Source organism: uncultured Campylobacter sp., from assembly GCF_938015785.1.
Classification (GTDB): Bacteria; Campylobacterota; Campylobacteria; order Campylobacterales; family Campylobacteraceae; genus Campylobacter_B.
Genome location: NZ_CALLWC010000030.1, coordinates 1 through 19,769, shown reverse-complemented (window position 1 = coordinate 19,769; position 19,769 = coordinate 1). Strand labels below are relative to the sequence as shown.

The window sequence follows — 19,769 nt, the reverse complement described above, 5'->3', positions numbered from 1 at the left end:
GCAAAATTCCGCGTATGGTAAATATTTTTGCGCGCAGGCTGCAGATCCAAGAGCAGCTTACCGAGCAGATCGCAAGCGCAATCCAAGAGGTGATCCATCCGCTCGGCGTGGGCGTGGTGCTGCAGGCGCGGCACATGTGCATGGAGATGCGCGGCGTGCAAAAGATCAACTCGACCACGACTACGTCGGCACTGCGAGGGCTTTTTATAAGCCGAAACGATACGCGCAAGGAATTTTTCGATCTAATAAATTCTCCGAAAACTTTCGGTTTTTAAAACGGCAAGCGTTAAAGAAAAATTTAGCAATTATGTTATATTATCGTGCGAAATTGATAAAAGAGCGAAATTGTCTGATTAAATTTCAGACAAATTTTAGAAAGGAATTTTATGCAGCGCGTTTATTTGGATAATAACGCCACTACGATGGTCGATCCCGAAGTTTTTGAGGAGATGAAGCCGTTTTTTTGCGAAAAATACGGCAACCCAAACTCCCTTCATAGCTTCGGCAGCGAGACTCACCCCGCGCTAAGAGCCGCGATGGATAGGCTCTATGCGGGGCTTGGCGCTGCGGATGCGGACGATATCGTCATCACGAGCTGTGCGACCGAGAGCAATAACTGGGTTTTAAAAGGAATTTACTACGATAAAATTCTAACCGGCGAGAAGGATAATATCGTCATAAGCTCCGTCGAGCACCCCGCAATCAGCGCGACCTGTGCTTTTTTAGAAAAAATTTGCGGCGTAAAGATTACTCGCCTGGGCGTCGATAAAGACGGACTAATCGATCTTGACGAGCTTAGCGAAAAGATCGACGACAAAACTGCGCTCGTTAGCGTGATGTGGGCAAATAACGAAACCGGCACGATCTTCCCCGTAAAAAAAATTGCGCAAATCGCACACGAGCATGGCGCGCTATATCATGCCGACGCGGTGCAAGCGATAGGTAAGATAAAGGTGAACGTGCGCGATACGGATGTGGATTTTTTAAGCCTATCCGGGCATAAATTCCACGCTCCAAAGGGCGTCGGCGCACTTTATATCAAAGATAGCAAGCCGCTTACTAGCCTACTTCACGGCGGCGAGCAGATGGGCGGGCGACGCAGCGGCACGCTAAACGTAGCGGGCATCGTGGGGCTCGGTAAGGCTTTAGAGCTAGCGAATAAATTTATGGATTTTGAGCGCACTCAGGTAAGCAGACTGCGCGATAAGCTGGAGGATGCGCTTTTGCAAATTTCAAACGTCAGCGTCGTGGGTGATCGCAGCATTCGCGTGCCAAACACCATCCTCGCCTCGATCCAAGGCGTCGAAGGAGAGGCGATGCTATGGGATCTAAATAAAGCGGGCATAGCCGCTTCTACCGGCTCTGCGTGTGCGAGCGAGGCGCTGGAGAATAACCCGATAATGGAAGCGATCGGCGCGGATAAGGAACTGGCACATACGGCGCTAAGGCTTTCGCTGTCGCGCTTTACGACGGAGGCGGAGATCGATTATGCGATCGAACATATAGGCAAAGCTATCGCTCGTCTGCGCGGGATTTCAAGCACATTTGCTTATGCGCCGCAAGGTTATGAGAAAAATAAAGGATAAAAAATGGCAAAAAATAGTTTGATAAACGGCTCGATCTGGGAGCAATACTCGCAAAAAGTGCAGGATCGCATGAATAATCCTCGCTATATGGGCGAGATCACCGAGGAGGAAGCGAAGGCTAGAGGTGGTAAGCTAGTGGTCGCAGACTTCGGCGCCGAGAGCTGCGGCGATGCGGTGCGGCTGTACTGGCTGATAGATCCTAAGACCGATAGAATTTTAGACGCTAAATTTAAAAGCTTCGGTTGCGGTACGGCGATTGCGAGTTCGGACACGATGGCCGAGCTTTGTATCGGAAAGACCGTCGATCAAGCAGTAAAGATTACAAATTTAGACGTAGAGCATGCGATGCGCGACAACCCGGACGAGCCAGCCGTACCGCCGCAAAAGATGCACTGCTCGGTCATGGCGTACGACGTCATCAAGCAGGCTGCTGCGAACTATAAGGGGGTCGATCCCGCGCATTTTGAGGATGAGATCATCGTGTGCGACTGTGCGCGCGTAAGCCTCGGCACGATCAAAGAAGTTATCCGCCTAAACGACCTTCACACGGTCGAAGAGATCACGCAATACACCAAAGCGGGTGCGTTTTGTAAATCCTGCGTGCGCCCGGGCGGACACGAGGAGAAGGACTACTATCTGGTCGATATTTTAAAGCAAACCAGAGAGGAGATGGAGCGAGAGAGGCTTCAAGCTCAAGCCGAGGCGAGTGCCGCTACTAGCGCGAAAGCGGGAGCGGAGATGAGCTTTGAGCAGCTAAATTTGATCGGTAAATTTAAAGCGGTCGAAGGGGTGCTTGACGAGGATATCCGCCCGATGCTTCAGATGGACGGCGGCAATCTCGACGTCATCGACATTAGGCCTGCAGACGACGGCAAAACGGACATCTATATCCGCTACCTGGGTGCTTGCAGCGGCTGCGCCAGTGGTGCGAGCGGCACATTATATGCGATCGAAAATGTTTTGCAAGAAAATCTTAGTCCAAACATCCGCGTAATGCCGATCTAAGGCTATTGCTGCTACGTTTGCATCTTGGCATAGTTTTTAGCGAAATTTTAAGAGCTTGGCTTCTTTATAATTGATGCAGTGCTAAATTTCGCCCCTTAGTTAAATTTGCAATTATACGCTAAATCTGCGTAGAATTTCGCCGTTTGCTTTTAAGAATATCGTAAATTTTGCTAAGGTTTTCTAGCGTGAAATTCATCCGTAGATTTTGTCTATAAAATTTAATTAAAAGAGCTTCTTATTTCGCTCGCGTAAGTTTTTTATGAGATTTCGTTTGTAAATTGGACATAGAATTTCTCCGCGAATTTCATCTTTTCATAAATTTAGATGAAAATGCGCCATAAATCGCAGAATTTTAGCTGGCTATAATTTCTTTTTATTATAATTGCGCCTTATTTCAACTAAAAGGGGAGCAAATGAAAGTATTTGTTTTGGCGGCTCTACTACTTGGTTTTCTATCTGCAAATTCTTTGGATCAGATCAAAAAGGATAGGCTCGTTCGTATAGGTGTATATAACGATCAGCCGCCGTTTAGTGCGCTCGTAGACGGCAAATATAGGGGATTTGAGATTGCTCTTGGCGAAAAGCTCGGTAAGGAGATTTTCGGCGATAATCCTGGCAAGGTAAAATTTATCCCGATCACGGCTTCAAGGCGCATTAGCGCTTTACAGCGCAATGAAGCGGATATGGTGATTGCGACCTTTACTCCGACGCCCGCGCGAGCGAAAAAAGTAGATTTTTCGGAGCCTTATTTTAAGGTGCAGGTAGGTGTGCTAGCCAAAAAAGACGAAAATATCACGAGCTTCGATCAACTCCGCAAAAAGAGGATTTTCGTCATCAAACACTCTCCTATTCACAATTTCTTACGCAAAGCGGGCTTCAGAAAGAATTTGAATTTCTGCGCCAGCTCGGCTAAATGCTACCGCGCTTTCAAAAGGGCGAAAAATGCCGTGCATGTCGATGATAACCTAATCCTGCACGCATACGCAATCATCAATAATAAAACGCAGGTTGCTTTGGATGGTCTAGGTAAGCAAACTTACAACGCAATCGCCGTGCAGAAGGGCAATAATGCGCTGCTAGAGCTAATCAATAAATCTTTAGCAGGACTAAAAAAAGATGGATTTTTGGATAAGACCTTTGATGATACGCTCGGGATTTTTTATCATGGCACGATCGATAAGAAGGAATTCTTGGTTGAATAAAATTTCGTGCAGAATTTAATTCGTGCGCTTGATTCCCGCGTAAAATTCAGTTCATTGTAATGATGGAGCGAGAAAAATACCTTGCGGGCTTAATTTGCTTTTAGAATTCGGTCTTGATTTTGCTTGCCTGTGTTTTGAGGCATGTAATTTTTATGGGGGTTTATTTAAATTCTACTATTCATAGAATTTTTAGGTAAACTTGCAAAATTTCATTTTTTTGATGTATAAAATATTTTTTGTGATGCATATTTTAAATTTTATAAATTTATCTACTTTAAAGAAATTAAGAATTTAATAGAATTTTATGCAAAAATTTGGGCTTGAAATTTTATGTATAAAATCCTGCGTGGGCAGGGTGATAAATTTTGCCATAAAATTTTATGGCAAAATTATACGATCAAGCTCGCAGTATGTTTAGTCTTAGCTGCGAATAAAGTCATTTAAGCTCTAAAGCTTATGCTACTAGATAAGCTTAATTGGTATTTATAAAAATAACTCACGCCGTAAAATACTTGCGACAATTTCGCGCAATGGCGCTTTTAGGAATTAAATTCCGCGACGTCAAATCATAAAATTTTTAAGAATTTCGAGCTATTCAAGAAGCAAAATGTCTATTTTTTCACTTCTTTCGGCGTGCTCGGCGGGTCGAGCTGCATGATCTTATCGCCTAGGCGCTGAAAATTTGCAAGGCTTTTTAGATGGAAATACGCTAGCTCCAGATATCCGCGACGCGCGAAATCCGCAAGTTTTTTATCGCTTAGTTTCAAAAGCTTTTCGCGATTTACGACCGAAAAGCCGTTCAGCAGGGACGATTCCTTGCCACTAGAGTTGATGCCGAGCTCCTTGGCTTCTAAAATCCCCGCCTTTTGAAATTCCGCCGCGGCAACGCGCGTGCGCATATCTAAATCGGCGTAATTTTTCATCACCTCTTTTAAATTTTGTAAAAACGGCGTCGGCTTGCCGTCTTTAAAAAGCGCCTCACCGTCGCCTTTGATCTGCTGTGCGTCTTTGTCGAAGCAGATCGCCGTCTGCTCGCCGATCTGGGCTAGGAAAAACGGATAATTCTGCACCGAGGAGGGCACCGTTCCTTTATAATCCTTATCGATTAGAATGTTTTTGGTGCGCCCTAGCAGCGCCACCATTTTGGGTTCTTTTTCAATGGTGAATACGATAACGAGGTTGTCCGCGCAAAACGGGATCTCCGGCGCGATCACCGGTACGAAAGGCGCGGTAGGGAATGCATCCGCGTGATACTGTAAATCCGCGTGTTTAACGCTATCTAATACGACTGGAGTCATGTTGATCCTTTAAAAAATTTTAGCAATTATATAAAAAAGAATATTAAAATTTTAAGAATTTTGAAATTTTGCTCGTTTTCGTTCGGCGAAATTTAGACTTTTAAAATTTTAAATTTAGTAAAATTACCTTAAATTTAAGGAGTGCAGATGGATTTAAACGAGCTTTTAGCGCTTGCTGAGGACGCCGCAAAAAAGGCAAACGCCGCGATAATGCAAAACTACGACAAATTCGATGTTTTCGTCAAAGCGGACAAATCGCCGCTTACGAATGCCGATCTTGCGGCAAACGATGCGATAATGCGCACTCTAGAGCCCAGCGGCATCGCGATCTGCTCGGAAGAGCGCGTGCTGGATAGCAAGCGGCGCATGAGCGAGGAGAGATTTTGGCTGATAGATCCGCTTGATGGCACGAAGGAGTTTATCGCGCGCAACGGCGAGTTTTGCGTCTGCATCGCACTGATCGAGCATGGGCGCCCGATTTTAGCGGTAATTGGCGTGCCTGTAAGCGGCGACATATATAGCTCGAATGGCGGCGGAGTCTATAAAAACGGCGCGCTGCTCGCTCGCCCCGCTAGCGCGCCGCAAATCTTCATGCACGGCCGACATAGCAAATCCGAAAAATACCCGCAATTCGCGCAAAAATTTAAAATGCAGCTCGTGCGCAAAGGCTCTGCGATAAAATTTTGTATCTTAGCCGAGGGGGGTGCGAGCGCGTATGCGAGATTTAGTGATTGTTCGCTTTGGGACATCGCCGCAGGAGATTTTTTGCTGCATCAAAGCGGCGGAGCGGTAGTAGATCTAAAGACGATGAAGGCGCCTCTTTATAACGGAAAAAGCCTGATAAATAACCATTATTTGGCGGTCGGCGCGAATGCGGTGAAAAATTTATCTGAAATGTTAGAATTCGCAAAGAACTTTTAAGTTAAATTTATAGTAAACGTCCTATAATATAAGTCCAAAAATTTTTTATCAAAGGATAAAAACATGAAGGGCTTTACTATGATCGAATTAATTTTCGTGATCGTGATTTTAGGTGTTTTGGGGGCAATTGCCATTCCAAAACTAGCAGCTACACGCGATGATGCAGAGGTCGTTAGAGCAGCGCAGAACGTATCTACATCACTGACTGATCTAATGGCTTATTATACTTCGCAAGGCGAGTATGATAATAGCACGACAGGTTTTAATAACATGACGAATGTTAAAAATCCTATTACCGCAAAGAATAAGGTTTGTGCTACATACACTGTCGATAGCAAAAATAAGGTTACTCTTAAAAAGAGTACAGATGGCCTATGTGCTCACGTATGGGAGATGCCGGGGCTAAAGAATATAAATACTGTATATTCGTCTGATGCTTTGCTAATTATTACACAGTAACTTCTTTGGCGCAGGGATTATCTCTGCGCCTTTTTATTCAAAAATCCAAGAAAAATTCCAATCATCCAAACAATTGCGAAAAATATAAAGATAAAACTCCAAAATTGCGCCAGATCCACGCTTTTACTTGCCGGGAATAGATACCAGCCTCCGCTATAAAGCGCCGTTAGTTTGGCTTGCAGTCCGTCTAGCATTGTATCGGTTGGCACCGCCGGTACGTCGAATGCGCAGCTGTTAAATGACTTAAAAATTGGCACTACGCTTAGATCAAAATTTAAAAATTTCACCGCTCCACCACAGCCGCTCATCCCGCTCATATCTCCGCTCCCTCGCAGTACCGTGTGAATTTTAGCTAAATTTAATGACGATACGAAGCCCAGCGCCGCGCCGTAAAACCACACCGCATATCCACAGATTGCGCCGTAAACGTCCTTGCCGCAAACCACTAAAATCACCGCTCCTAGCGCTACAGCGCAAAGCGCGAATCTCGCGTGAATGCTAAAGCTTTCCGGATAGATAAAAAGGAATTTTTGCAAGAAAAAATATGAAAATGCTAGCCAAAAAAGCGCCCATATAGCACAAAAAGCGAGAAATTTTTTAGAGTATCTGTTTTGAAATTTTAAAATCATAAAAATCCTTTCCGCGCATAATTTTATAATAAATTGCAGATATTTTTGCTAAAATCCCAGCTTTTATAGCAAAAATTTAAAGCAAAGGGTAAAATTTTGAGGGATTTTTTACGCAGATTAGAAAGAGCTTTTGATGCGTTCGCAAATATCTTAGGCGTATTGAGTATCGTATTTTTGGCGCTTTTAGTTATAGTCGTTTTTTATAATGTTGTGGCGCGTTATCTTTTTCCTGCCGCAAATTCCGTCGCTATGCAAGAACTTACGTGGTGGCTATATTCGGCGATGTTTTTATTCGGTGTGACCTACGCACTCAAAGAAAACGCACACGTTCGCGTGGATATTTTTTACGAAAAATTTAGTCCCACTGCAAAAGCGCTCATAAATATCTTAGGCACGATATTTTTCATTTTGCCATTCGTGGCGCTCGTGGCGTTTTTTTCGATCGATTACGTGAGCGAGGCTTATACGAGCCATGAGGCCAGTGCTAATCCCGGTGGTATGCAGCATCTTTGGATCATCAAGTCCGCAATCACGCTTAGCTATGCGTTTTTATTTATCTACGCATTTGGATTTTTGATTAAAAATATTAACGCCCTGCTTGATGTTAGGGAAAACAAAGGCTCGGAATTTCTTAGTGGGAATTCTTCGGGCGCACAGAGTGTGTGAGGGCAGAATGAGCTTAAATTTAAAATTCTATAAATTTTACGCTTTTCGCGCTTGGGCGGAATTTTGCCACGGCAAGATAAAAGGTGGCGAGCTATGATAGGCATAGTGATGTTTGCGGCAGCGCTTTTTATGCTGTTACTCGGTTTTCCCGTTGCGTTTACGTTCGGCGCCGTGGCTGTGATTTTCGGCTTTATCTACGGACTTAGTGAGGCGTGGGATTACGCGCAGGGCTTTGAAATTTTAACCGAAGCTTTCGAGGATATGAGCAGGCAGTTTTTCTCACTGATGCCTAATAGAATTTACTCGATTATGGAAAATCAGTTGTTAATCTCGGTGCCGCTTTTTATTTTGATGGGTATGATTTTGCAAAAGACTCGTCTTGCGGAGCGTTTATTAGAGTCGATGGCATTTTTATTCGGCGGCGTACGGGGCGGCGTGGCGATCAGCACCGTTTTGGTAGGCGCGTTACTTGCGGCTACGACGGGCATCGTGGGCGCGACTGTCATTGCTATGGGCGTCATCAGTCTACCCGTGATGATGAAATACGGCTACGATAAGCCGCTGGCTACCGGCACTATCGCTGCTGCGGGCACGCTTGGGCAGATTATTCCGCCTTCTATCGTGCTGATTATTTTAGGCGATATACTTTCGGTTTCGGTAGGTGATCTTTTCTCTGCAGCAGTTATTCCTGGACTCGTGTTAGTGGGTTTTTACGTGATTTATATTGCGATTATTTCATATATTTGCAAAGATTATGCACCGCCTGTTCCGCCGCTAGAGGGACTTAGCAAATCAAAGCAAATTTTTATCGCGCTTAAAAACGTCGTGCCGGTGCTCGTGCTGATTTTGCTCGTCTTGGGATCTATTTTTGTGGGCATCGCTACGCCTACGGAGAGCTCGTCGGTAGGCTGCTTGGGTGCGATAGCGCTAGCTGTTTTATACCGCACGTTTTCGTTTAGGCTGATCTATGACGCGCTAAAAAATACCGCTAAAATTTCGGGCATGGTTTTTATGATTTTGATGGGCGCCACGGCATTTTCGATGATTTTTTCTTACACTGGCGGAGATGAGGTCGTGAAAAATTTTATGGAGAATCTGCCCGGCCAAGCATGGGGATTTATCGCGCTTACGATGGTAGTTATCATAGTGCTTGGATTTTTTCTCGATTATGTCGAAATTTCATATATCATTTTGCCAATACTTTTGCCAATAGTAGAGTCTTTGCATATCAATCCCGTGTGGTTTGCGATCTTAATCGCTGTAAATTTACAAACATCGTTTATGACGCCGCCATTTGGATTTTCGATATTTTTCTTAAAGGGCGTGACGCCGCCGCAAATCCATACCACGGATATTTACAAGGGCGTACTACCTTTTATTTTATTGCAAATTCTAGTGCTATTAACGCTCGCAATCTTTCCAGGGGTTTTCGGTTTAAAAGCTTTTTTAGGCTAGAAATATTAAAATTCACGCTAAATTTAACCTAGGAGCTAAAAATGGCTAAAAAGCTTATCGACGTTATGGATACGACCTTTCGCGACGGATTTCAGTCAGTTTTCGGCGCGCGCGTGGCGATGCAGGACTTCCTGCCCGCCGTTAGCGCGGCCAAAGACGCGGGCATCACGCACTTCGAGTTCGGCGGCGGCGCGCGGTTTCAGAGCCTGTATTTTTACCTAAACGAAGACGCCTTTGAGATGATGGATAAATTTAGAAGCATCGTGGGGCCTGAGGCGAATCTGCAGACCCTTAGCCGCGGCGTAAATACCGTCACGCTCGATACCGGCAGCCGCGAGATCATCGATCTGCACGCCAAGCTTTTTGCTAAGCACGGCACGACGACGATTAGAAATTTCGACGCGCTAAACGACGTGGAAAATTTAAAATTTAGCGGCGAGTGCATCCATCGCCACGGACTTAAACACGAAGTCGTGGTTACGATGATGGATCTGCCGCCGGGATGTAGCGGCGCGCATGATGCGGCGTTTTACGAGAGAATTCTGCGTCAAATTTTAGACGCGCAGATTCCGTTTGACAGTATCTGCTTCAAAGACGCCAGCGGCACCAGTAGCCCGCAGAAGGTCTATGAGACGATCAAGCGCGCGCGTAAAATTTTAGGCGACGGCGTGCATATCCGTCTGCACACGCACGAGACGGCGGGAGTTAGCGTCGCATGTTACCAGGCTGCGCTCGTTGCGGGCGCAGACGGCATCGACCTTGCCGCGCATCCCGTAAGCGGCGGCACGAGCCAGCCGGACATCCTCACGCTGCTGCACGCGACGAAGGGGCAAAATTTCGACCTGGGGCTAGACGCAGAGAAAATTTTAAAATACGAAGAGATTTTGGGCGAGTGCTTGAAGGATTACTTCATGCCGCCCGAGGCCACGCAGGTAAGTCCGCTCATTCCGTTTAGCCCGATGCCCGGAGGCGCGCTTACAGCGAACACTCAGATGATGCGCGATAATAAAATTTTAGACAAATTCCCCGCCGTCATCAAGGCTATGCGCGAGGTCGTCGAAAAGGGCGGTTTCGGTACGAGCGTGACGCCGGTTAGCCAGTTTTATTTCCAGCAGGCGTTTAACAACGTAATGTTCGGTCCGTGGAAAAAGATCGCCGAGGGCTACGGCAAGATGGTGCTAGGCTATTTCGGCAAAACGCCCGTTAAACCCGACGAGGGCGTGATTAAGATGGCGGCGGAGCAGCTGGGCTTAGAGCCTACGACCAAGCACGCCGTAGATATCGCCGACGCCGACGAGAGCAAGAGCGTCGCGTATGCGCAGAAGATTCTACGCGAGCAGGGCATCGAGCCTAGCGAGGAGAACATATTCATCGCACTTGCGTGCAAAGAAAAGGGTATCGCGTTTTTAAAAGGCGAGGGTAAGGTGATGAGCCGCAAAAAAGAGGACGTAGCACCCGCCGCAAGCCATCAAAGCGGTATTTCTAAAAACGGCAAATTTGACGTTAAGATTAACGGCAAAATTTACAGCGTAGAATTTGCAGGGCAAAATGTGCTCGTAAACGGCGATCGATACGACGTCAGCTTCGATACCTCAGCGCCCGCAAAGCCGCAGTCGCAAGACTCTACCAGCAAGCAGCCCGCGGGTGATGCGCGATGTGGTGCGGACGATAACGATATAAAAGCGACGCTTCCTAGCAACGTATTTAAAATTTTAATAAAGGAAGGCGACGCTGTTAAGGCGGGACAGAATGTCATCGTTCTTGAAGCGATGAAGATGGAGATAAATATCGAAAGCCCGCGTGACGGTGTAATCGATAAAATTTTAGTTGCTCAAGGCGATACGGTCGATGCCGATCAGGTGCTCGCGATTTTAAAATAAGCTCTAAATTTAGGCGGCGCTCCCGCCTAAATTTCATGGCGACAATCCTCGGTGCTTAAGCGAGCTCACCTAAATTTTAAGCTATAATAGCGGAATCTTTTATCAAAATTTAATTTAAAAAGGACGCAAAATGACAACTCCGAACGATCTGGATAAACTAGGTCTTAAAAATATCAAAAAAATCAACTACAACCTAAGCTACGACGAGCTTTTCGAGCTTGAAAAGGCGATGAATGAAGGGCGCGTGTCAAGCAACGGTACCTTTATGGTCGATACTGGCATCTTTACGGGTCGCAGCCCCAAGGATAAGTACTTCGTAAAACAAGATCCGAGCCAAAAATACATCGCTTGGGGCAAGATAAATCAGCCTATCTCAAAAGAGCTTTTCGATAAGCTTTTAGCCAAAGCCAAAGCCCAGCTAAGTGGCAAGGAAATCTTTATCCAAGACGCATTTTGCGGCGCTAGCAAACCCAGCCGCAAAAACGTTCGTTTCGTAACCGAAGTCGCGTGGCAGGCGCATTTTGTAAAAAATATGTTCATCCGTCCAAACGAGGCCGAGCTAGCTAAATTTAGCCCTGATTTCGTCGTTTACAACGCGTGCAAATGTAAAAACGAAGATTACGCGAGCGATGGGCTGCACTCCGACGTTTTCGTTATCTTTAACGTCGAGGAAAACGTCGCGGTTATCGGCGGCACGTGGTACGGCGGCGAGATGAAAAAGGGAATTTTTTCGATGATGAACTACTGGCTGCCGCTTGAGGGCAAGCTAAGCATGCACTGCTCGGCAAACGTGGGTAAAAATGGCGACACGGCGCTATTTTTCGGTCTAAGCGGCACGGGCAAAACGACGCTATCGACCGATCCAAACCGCAAGCTAATCGGCGATGATGAGCACGGCTGGGACGATGAGGGGATATTTAACTTCGAGGGCGGCTGCTACGCGAAGTGCATAAATTTAGACCCGAGCAGCGAGCCTGAAATTTACGCCGCGATCAAACGCGACGCGTTGCTTGAAAACGTGGTCGCCAACGACGCGGGCGTCGTGGATTACAAAGACGGCAGCAAGACCGAAAACACCCGCGTTAGCTACCCGATCTATCATATCGATAACTACGAGCCAAGCTCTGCGGGCGGCCATCCCAAAAACATAATCTTCCTAACCGCCGACGCATTCGGCGTTTTGCCGCCGGTCGCAAAACTAACCAAAGAGCAGGCGATGTATTATTTCCTAAGCGGATATACGGCAAAAGTCGCGGGCACCGAGCGCGGTATCACCGAGCCTGTGGCGACCTTTAGCGCGTGCTTTGGCGAGCCGTTTATGCCGCTACACCCGACCGTTTATGCTAAGCTGCTGGGCGAAAAGATCGACAAGCATAATGTCAGCGTCTATCTCGTAAACACCGGCTGGAGCGGCGGCGCTTACGGCGTGGGCAAGCGAATGAGTATCAAAGCTACGCGCGCATGCATAAATGCGATCCTTGACGGCAGTATCAAAAAGTGCGAATTTGAAAATTTTGGTATTTTTAACCTTGCGATCCCAAAAGAGCTCGCAGGCGTCGAGACGAAGCTGCTAAATCCTATTAATACGTGGACGCACCCGGCGGAATATAAAATCACGCGCGATAAGCTCGCAAAGATGTTTGAGGAGAATTTCAAACGCTACGAGGACGTAAAAGAAGGGGTCGAGTTTGCCAAAGCGGGCCCTACGGCTTAGGCTCCTGGGTCTTGGGGCGATCTGCGCGCTTTTTGCCGCATGCGAAAATACCCCTTCAAATTTAAAACAGCCGCTCGTTGCGATGAGCGGCTTTTCCTTTTACGACGATCCGCTAAGCTACATTAACAATGTGCGCGCAAAATCGGGGCTAAACTACTTTGCGCAGAATGAAATTTTAAATATCTCCGCGCTTAATCACGCAAAATATGTCGTCGCAAACGAGGCGATGTCGCACGATGAGAGCCCGGGCAAGCCGAATTTCACGGGCGAAAATCCGTCAAAGCGCGCTTTTTACGCAGGCTATAATGCCGTCGTGAGTGAAAATTTATCCTATAACTCAAGCGATCTAAAAAGCGCGATCGACGGGCTACTTAGCGCGATCTACCATAGATTTGCATTTTTAGATTTCGCCTCGGATGAGATCGGCATCGGCTATTTTGAGCACGGCAAAAAAAGTAGCTACGTTTTTGAGATGGGAAATTCGCGCCTAAACGCCTTTTGCTCGCGGAATTTAAACGACGAAGGAAGCGGCAAATTTCTACTGGGGATGTGCAAAAACGAAACGCTACGCATGAGAGAGGATAAGTTCAAAGGCGCTACTGCGCTAAACTCGCGAGCTTACGTCTATTACCCGAATGACGAGCCCGCGCTTGCATTTTTCAGCAATGAAATTCCGGATCCCATGCCCGAGTGCAAAATCACCGCAAACCCCGTAAGCGTGGAGTTTAATGCCGAGGGGCCGCCCGTAGCGATGAAAAGTTTTAAAATTTACGAAGGCGGCAGGGAGCTTCAAAACGTTAAAATTTTAGACAAAAACTCCGATCCTAACGCCATTTTAAGTGATAGGCAGTTCGTGCTTTTCAGCAGAGAGGTTTTTAAATTCGACGCCAAATACGGCGCGGAGTTTAATTACGAGCAGGGCGGGAAGCAAAAGACGCTGCGGTGGGAGTTCATCACGCAAGCGCCTAAATTTAGATACTTCGTCGTGCAAGGCGGAGAAAATCTGAGCGTGAAAAACGGCGCGTTTTACGATATATTCGTAGCCCCCAAAGACTGCAACGATTTGATGAAAAGCTACAAAACCAGCTACTCTTTTATGGATAAGCCCGAAATTTCAAGCCCCGCGGCGAATATGTTGCGCGTAAAGCTAAACGGCGCAAAGGGCGCGAAGCTTGAAATTTCAACAGACAACGGCGCAATAATAAATCTGTATTTAAGCGACGACTCCAAAAGCTACGGCGGCATGGGTAAAATTTACGCCGCAATCGCGGCGGTTTTGGCAGCGATCATTTTGTTTTATCTTTTGGCAAGAAGAAGAGGGCGATAGGTGCGAAATCTATTTCGCGACCTCTGCTTTTGTCTGTGCACACAGGGGCGCATAATGCCTATCCGGCGTGAAATTTAGCGCAGAACTTGGCTTTAAATTTTAAATTTCTCGCCGAAAGTCGAGGTTGGCGCCAAATTTTAATCTAAATTTGGATTTATCTCATCCGCAAGTTTTAAAATTTTATCCCGCACCGCCTCAGGAGCGTAGATATCCATCCACTCTATCCCATTTGATGCGCTAAAAAGTGCGGCGATCCGCCCCTCGCTCATCGCGCGCTTGGCAAGCTTGGTCGCCGCGGGGCTGTTACCCATGTTTGGCGTTTCGTCTATGCTTATCTCGGCGCAGCAGCGTAAAATAGGCGCCAGATCAAACTCGCCCTCAAGCAAAACAACGACCGAGCCGCGTCTAAAGCTGCAAGCGTTCCAAAAGATCTCGGCGTCGTTTACGCACTCTCGCGAGAGATCAAGGCGAAATTTGCCCCGCTCGCGCACGAGAAAACTAAACTCGCTCAAATTTAGCGGGTGCTCCACGCTACCGAAAGCCCCCACGATACTATCTTTGCGCCCGTTATAGACGTAGGCGGCGAGCGCGTTTTTTAGTAGCGGCGCGATGATCTGCTCGTGCGTGCTCGTGCGATCGTCATCTCTGGCGCGGCCTGCGATTTTTACGAAAAACGGTTTGAAATACTCCATGAACGCTCCTTAAACTTATAAAATTTGCTCGCTTTTGCCTTTAAATTTAGCGCTCGCAGCGGTTAAATTTATCTTGCCGCCGCCGCATTTTCGGCTCGTTTTTCGGACACCGCCGTTTTTAAATTTTAAAATTTTTACGCAAGCTTTAGAGCGTAAAATTTCAGATGCTGTTTTTCTAAATTTATCGCGCCCCTAGAACGCCTCGCGTCTAAATTTACCGTCCTAAAATTTCAAATTTATCGCCGTGCACCGCGATAGCCTCGGCGTTATTTATCGGCGTCAAATTTAACTTGCCGCCGTAAGTTTTTAAAATTTCAGCCGCGCTTTGCACGAAGGGTTCCTCGCCGTAGTGCGGCACGGGGTAAAATTTCACCAGATCAAGCCCTGTTTGCGCCGCAGCTCCGTAGTCGCCCGCATCGTCCATTACGCTCGCGTACTCCACGCTAGGAGCCGCGATCATCGCGCCCGCCGACTCGCCCACGTAGATGAGCTCACCGCTTCGGACGCGACTAGCGATGAGGTCTGCAAGCCCTTTCTTTTTAAGCTCGCGCAAAAGATAAAAGGTGTTGCCGCCGCTTACGTAAAGCACACGTGCCGCGCCGATCTTTGCCTTCGCTTCGGCCTCGCTCGCTTTGGAAACGTCTAAAATTTGAACCGTAAAGCCCATTTTGGCAAACGCCTCTTTCGCCTCGTCCACGTAGTCTCGGTACTCCTCGACGTTTGCTGCCGTCGGGATAAAAAGCACCTCTTTAGCGCGGATATTTTGCCTCGCATAGTCCTCAAAAAGCGTCGCCGCGCCCGCAAAATAGGAGCATAAAAACATCTCTATCATCGTTTTTCCTTTCAAAAGGCCGAAATTTTGCGCTATTTTAGCTTAAATTTTATAAAATCACCGAAAATTTAAACGAAGGAGCGAGCGTGAAAAAAATGTGGGAGGGGCGCTTTAGCGAGGCGAGTTCGGCGCTTTTGGAGGAGTTTAACGCCTCGATCGGCTTTGATAGGGCGCTTTGGCAGGAGGATATCGCTGGCAGCAAAGCTCATGCTCGGATGCTAGGCGCCTGCGGGATTTTAAAGCCTGACGAGAGCGAAAAAATAATCGCAGGGCTTGATGCCGTATTTGAAGAGATAAAAAGCGGAAAATTTGAGTTTAAAACCGCCGACGAGGACATCCATATGGCGGTCGAAAAGCGCCTAAGCGAGCTCATCGGAAGCGATCTTGGCGGTAGGCTGCACACGGCGCGCAGCAGAAACGATCAGGTCGCGCTTGATTTTCGCCTCTACGTGCTCAAAAGCGGTGCCGCGATCGCCGAAAAGATCCGCGAGCTGATCGCCGCTCTAAAGGATATCGCGCAGGATCACACGGACACGCTGATGCCCGGCTACACGCACCTTCAGCACGCCCAGCCCGTGAGCCTTGCCTATCATTTGCTTGCTTACGCGTTTATGTTTCGCCGCGACTACGAGCGCTTTGCTAGCTCGCGCGAGCGAAACAACCTCTGTCCGCTAGGCTCCGCCGCGCTTGCCGGCACGCCGCATCCGATAAATCGCGAGCTCGTCGCGCGAGAGCTCGGCTTTGCGGGAGTTACGCCAAACGCGATGGATAGCGTCAGCGACCGCGATTTTGCGCTGGAGATTTTGTTTAACGTAAGCGTGCTGATGACGCATGCGTCGCGCCTGTGCGAGGAGCTCATTTTGTGGAGCTCGCAGGAGTTCGGCTTCATCACGATTAGCGACGCGTACAGCACGGGCAGCTCGATCATGCCGCAGAAGAAAAACCCCGACGTCGCCGAGCTCATCCGCGGCAAAACGGGGCGCGTAAACGGCAATCTCGTCGCGCTGCTAACGGTGATGAAGGGCTTGCCGCTAGCCTACAACAAGGATATGCAAGAGGACAAGGAGGGCGTTTTTGATAGCGTCGCCACCGCGCTTGCGAGCCTTGAAATTTTAAAACAGATGCTAAAAACGGCTAAATTTAACGAGCAAAATATGCTCGCAATGACGCGCCGCGGGCACCTCACGGCAACCGATCTAGCGGACTATCTCGTGCGGGAGAAAAACGTACCGTTTCGCAGGGCGCACTTCATCACGGGCAAGGCGGTGGCGTATGCGGAAAATTTGGGCCTGGATTTGAGCGAGCTAAATGTGCAGCAGCTTGCTAGCGTGGATGAAAGCTTGGACGCGGGTGCGGTTAAATTTCTTGATCTAAATACTTCTAAGGAGACGCGCAAGTCGCAAGGAGGCACGGCGAACGAGAGCGTCGCGGCGCAGATTGAAATTTTAAACGGGTGGCTGAAGGGACAAATTTAAGGGGCTAAGTACCGCACAGATGCTCGGGCGAAATTTGGTGCTAAGTTTGGGTGAGAGCATGCCGCTTGAAGCGCGCGAGATAAACGGATACAATCTGATACCGAGATTTAAGGGTTAGATCGGCAAAATTTTAAAATTCATAGTTGTGATTTTAAAATTTCGTAGTCGCAGTTTTAAATTTTAAAATTTGGCGAGCTCTATGACCCGTGGGGACACATATACGGGTTGGACGGGGCTGGCGAGCTATGTAGTACGTCTGCCGCGCGCAGATTGAGCTTTGCGGCAGCGTTATTAAGTGCCCGCCGCAGACTGCAAAGTAAAATTTAAAGGACAGGCTCCGTGTAAAGCGAAGCGCTTGACTTGAAATTTAGGGCGTGAGCTGAATTAAAAGTGCGCCGCTGGTTGCCTAAGCGCGACTTAAAGGTACGAGTAGGCTTTAAACGGCGCCGAAAGCGGCTCGGAGCGAAGTTTAATCAGAGCAAATTTGGGCGTTAAGCGGTGTGCACGTAATCGATAAGGCGCGAATGGAATTTAATCGAAGCAAATGAAGCGGCATTTTTTTCGTTTCTGCGCGTCGTGGAGGTAGGAGTGAGGCTGAATCGAAGCAAATTTAAACATGGAGGGCGTTTTGATATATCTGGTGTCCAATACGAAATTTGATCATCCGCAGGTGAGGCAGCTTGCGGTTTGCGAGATAAAATTCCTCAAATTTAGCCTGCCTGCGCAGATCGGCGCGCTAATTTTCACCTCCAAAAACGCGGTGGCGGCGATAAAATTTAATGAAATTTCGCTTGATTTAGATATCCCCGTTTACGCTATCGGCGAGCCGTGCGCTGCGGCTGCGCGCGAGTTTGGATTTCGCGATATTTTTGTGGCGCGGCACGGGCACGGCAATGAATTCGCCGCGGAGATCGCGCCGCTCTTGCAAGGCAGAGACGCACTGTATCTGCGCGCGCGCGAGACGGTATCGAAGCTAGAGCAAATTCTATCTAGCGCCGGCGTGCGGCTGCAAAGCGTGATCGCCTATGAAAATTGCGTCCTCAGCCTGCCTGCTGCCGCAAAGCCGCCGCAAGGCAGCACGCTGATTTTCACCTCGCCTAAAAACGTTCGCGGCTTTACCGCAAATTTCGGCTGGGACGGGGGCTATAAGGCGATTTGTATCGGTAGGACGACGGCGAGCGTTTTGAGCGAGTTTTGCGAGCCGATAATCTGCGAAAGAATGTCGATAAAATCCTGCGTCGATCTGGCGCTTTTGCCATAGTTTAAGCAAATTTAGACTATAATTTTGCCCAAGCCTGGGTGAAGCGAGAGCGTTTTATATGAGGGTTCAACATATTTGTATAAGCGACGACGTGAGAGGTCCGTGTGACGCGGCTCGGCTCGAGCTTTTTTAAAGTTACGGGTTGCGACCTAGAGATTTTTCCTAGTTGCAAGATTGGCTTTGTTTGAGCCGATTCTTTTTACGCAACGCTCACTTGGGTTTTTTACGTTACGGAGGCTTCATTGAATATCCTAATAATCGGCGGCGGCGGTAGAGAATACGCGATCGGGCTAAGACTTCGCGAGGATAAAAACGTTTTAAATCTGTATTTTGCTCCGGGAAACGGCGCGACTAAGGCGCTCGGTAAAAATTTAGATTTAAAAGATTTTGATGAGCTCGCGCTCTTTGCGAAAAACAACGACGTAGCTCTTACTATCGTGGGAGCCGAAGAGCCGCTTACAAAAGGCATCGTGGATATTTTCAAAGCGCAAGGTCTCGCGATATTTGGTCCCAGCGCTGCTGCGGCGAAGCTAGAGGGCTCTAAAGCCTATATGAAGGACTTTCTGGCGCGAAATCATATTAAAACCGCAAAATTTCTAAGCAGCGACGATCTCTCCGAAATTTCAAAATTTATAGACGATCTAAACGGTCGCGTCGTGGTCAAAGCAGACGGCCTGTGCGCGGGCAAAGGCGTCATTATCGCAAATTCCAAAGATGAAGCTAAAAAAGCCGCCGCGGATATGCTAAGCGGCGAAAGCTTCGGCGAAGCAGGCAAGCGCGTCGTCGTGGAGGAGTTTTTAGAGGGCTTCGAGCTGAGCTTTTTTGCGATCTGCGACGGGGAAAATTTCGTGAGCTTGCCCGTAGCGCAGGATCACAAAAAGCTTCTTGACGGCGATCTGGGCCCTAACACCGGCGGCATGGGAGCCTATGCGCCAAGCCCGCTAGCGGATACCGCGCTGATAAAAAGAGTGCAGAGCGAGATCGTAGCACCTACGCTAAAAGGGATGCGGCAGCAGGGCGCGCCCTTTTGCGGCGTGCTGTTCGTGGGGCTTATGATCGTGGGCGGCGAGCCTTACGTACTGGAGTACAACGTCCGCTTCGGCGATCCGGAGTGCGAGGTTTTGATGCCGCTAATTGACGGAAATTTGAGCGAAATTTTATACAACGCCGCCGTAGGCAAGCTAAGTAGCATAAGCTTAAAAGAGCGATTTGCGGTGGGCGTCGTAATGGCTAGCGAGCGCTACCCTTACGGCTCTTCGCAGCCTGCATTGATCGAGGTCGGCGAAATTCCCGCGGGAGCGCATATCTGCTATGCAGGCGTAAGCGAGCGGGACGGGCAAATTTACGCTAGCGGCGGGCGCGTTTTG

The 19,769-nt window shown here is 48.0% G+C and carries 18 protein-coding genes; 14 read left to right on the top strand and 4 right to left on the bottom strand.

The genetic code is table 11. The annotated features are described in order from the left end of the window. The 4 genes from Q0393_RS04050 to Q0393_RS04035 all read left to right on the top strand — a co-directional run. Window positions 1–275: GTP cyclohydrolase I (locus Q0393_RS04050; protein WP_298978063.1), on the top strand; the 275-nt coding region annotated here is incomplete at its 5' end. A gap of 111 nt (window positions 276–386) precedes the next feature. Continuing rightward, entirely contained in the window at window positions 387–1,586 is a 1,200-nt protein-coding gene (locus tag Q0393_RS04045) for a NifS family cysteine desulfurase (protein WP_298978061.1), read from the top strand. Window positions 1,587–1,589: 3 nt separating this feature from the next. Then, window positions 1,590–2,591, top strand: a complete 1,002-nt coding sequence (locus Q0393_RS04040) for an iron-sulfur cluster assembly scaffold protein NifU (RefSeq protein WP_005871570.1) — start codon at window positions 1,590–1,592, stop codon at window positions 2,589–2,591. 413 nt (window positions 2,592–3,004) lie between these two features. Next, on the top strand, window positions 3,005–3,793 hold the full coding sequence (locus tag Q0393_RS04035) for a transporter substrate-binding domain-containing protein (RefSeq protein ID WP_298978060.1): 789 nt from the start codon (window positions 3,005–3,007) through the stop codon (window positions 3,791–3,793). 611 nt (window positions 3,794–4,404) lie between these two features. Here Q0393_RS04035 and Q0393_RS04030 read toward each other — a convergent pair. Beyond that, window positions 4,405–5,091, bottom strand: a complete 687-nt coding sequence (locus Q0393_RS04030) for a SapC family protein (RefSeq protein WP_298978058.1) — start codon at window positions 5,089–5,091, stop codon at window positions 4,405–4,407. A 147-nt stretch (window positions 5,092–5,238) separates the two neighbouring features. On the opposite strand from Q0393_RS04030, the gene Q0393_RS04025 reads away from it, so the two are divergent. Together Q0393_RS04025 and Q0393_RS04020 are read left to right on the top strand one after the other, a co-directional pair. Continuing rightward, entirely contained in the window at window positions 5,239–6,012 is a 774-nt protein-coding gene (locus Q0393_RS04025; protein WP_298978056.1) for a 3'(2'),5'-bisphosphate nucleotidase CysQ, read from the top strand. Window positions 6,013–6,075: 63 nt separating this feature from the next. Next, window positions 6,076–6,471 (top strand): type II secretion system protein, encoded by a 396-nt coding sequence (locus Q0393_RS04020; protein ID WP_298978054.1) that lies wholly within the window; start codon window positions 6,076–6,078, stop codon window positions 6,469–6,471. Window positions 6,472–6,488: 17 nt separating this feature from the next. Here Q0393_RS04020 and Q0393_RS04015 read toward each other — a convergent pair whose 3' ends face one another. Beyond that, complete coding sequence (locus tag Q0393_RS04015) at window positions 6,489–7,100, bottom strand: hypothetical protein (RefSeq protein ID WP_298978053.1); 612 nt, start codon at window positions 7,098–7,100, stop codon at window positions 6,489–6,491. A 96-nt stretch (window positions 7,101–7,196) separates the two neighbouring features. Here Q0393_RS04015 and Q0393_RS04010 point away from each other — a divergent pair, with 96 nt between their 5' ends. From Q0393_RS04010 to Q0393_RS03990, 5 genes are all read left to right on the top strand, one after another. After that, the gene (locus tag Q0393_RS04010) at window positions 7,197–7,766 is read left to right on the top strand and encodes a TRAP transporter small permease subunit (protein ID WP_297914877.1); all 570 of its coding nucleotides are present in this window, start codon (window positions 7,197–7,199) and stop codon (window positions 7,764–7,766) included. A 93-nt stretch (window positions 7,767–7,859) separates the two neighbouring features. Further along, on the top strand, window positions 7,860–9,221 hold the full coding sequence (locus Q0393_RS04005; RefSeq protein WP_298978050.1) for a TRAP transporter large permease subunit: 1,362 nt from the start codon (window positions 7,860–7,862) through the stop codon (window positions 9,219–9,221). Between the two features lie 41 nt (window positions 9,222–9,262). Further along, window positions 9,263–11,101 (top strand): biotin/lipoyl-containing protein, encoded by a 1,839-nt coding sequence (locus Q0393_RS04000; protein ID WP_298978049.1) that lies wholly within the window; start codon window positions 9,263–9,265, stop codon window positions 11,099–11,101. A 130-nt stretch (window positions 11,102–11,231) separates the two neighbouring features. Beyond that, entirely contained in the window at window positions 11,232–12,815 is a 1,584-nt protein-coding gene (pckA, locus tag Q0393_RS03995; protein ID WP_298978047.1) for a phosphoenolpyruvate carboxykinase (ATP), read from the top strand. Next, entirely contained in the window at window positions 12,790–14,142 is a 1,353-nt protein-coding gene (locus Q0393_RS03990; RefSeq protein ID WP_298978046.1) for a CAP domain-containing protein, read from the top strand. The genes pckA and Q0393_RS03990 overlap by 26 nt, the downstream gene beginning before the upstream one ends. Before the next feature lie 137 nt (window positions 14,143–14,279). On the opposite strand, the gene Q0393_RS03985 is transcribed toward Q0393_RS03990, so the two are convergent. Together Q0393_RS03985 and Q0393_RS03980 are read right to left on the bottom strand one after the other, a co-directional pair. Continuing rightward, complete coding sequence (locus Q0393_RS03985) at window positions 14,280–14,834, bottom strand: hypothetical protein (protein ID WP_298978045.1); 555 nt, start codon at window positions 14,832–14,834, stop codon at window positions 14,280–14,282. Window positions 14,835–15,048: 214 nt separating this feature from the next. Then, the gene (locus Q0393_RS03980) at window positions 15,049–15,666 is read right to left on the bottom strand and encodes a Type 1 glutamine amidotransferase-like domain-containing protein (RefSeq protein WP_298978044.1); all 618 of its coding nucleotides are present in this window, start codon (window positions 15,664–15,666) and stop codon (window positions 15,049–15,051) included. Between the two features lie 95 nt (window positions 15,667–15,761). Between Q0393_RS03980 and argH the strand changes: the two genes are divergently transcribed. From argH to purD, 3 genes are all read left to right on the top strand, one after another. Then, complete coding sequence (gene argH, locus Q0393_RS03975; protein ID WP_298978065.1) at window positions 15,762–17,141, top strand: argininosuccinate lyase; 1,380 nt, start codon at window positions 15,762–15,764, stop codon at window positions 17,139–17,141. Window positions 17,142–17,769: 628 nt separating this feature from the next. After that, on the top strand, window positions 17,770–18,402 hold the full coding sequence (locus tag Q0393_RS03970) for a uroporphyrinogen-III synthase (protein ID WP_298978043.1): 633 nt from the start codon (window positions 17,770–17,772) through the stop codon (window positions 18,400–18,402). 242 nt (window positions 18,403–18,644) lie between these two features. Continuing rightward, window positions 18,645–19,769 (top strand): phosphoribosylamine--glycine ligase (purD, locus tag Q0393_RS03965; RefSeq protein ID WP_298978041.1); only part of this gene is annotated, 1,125 nt, incomplete at its 3' end.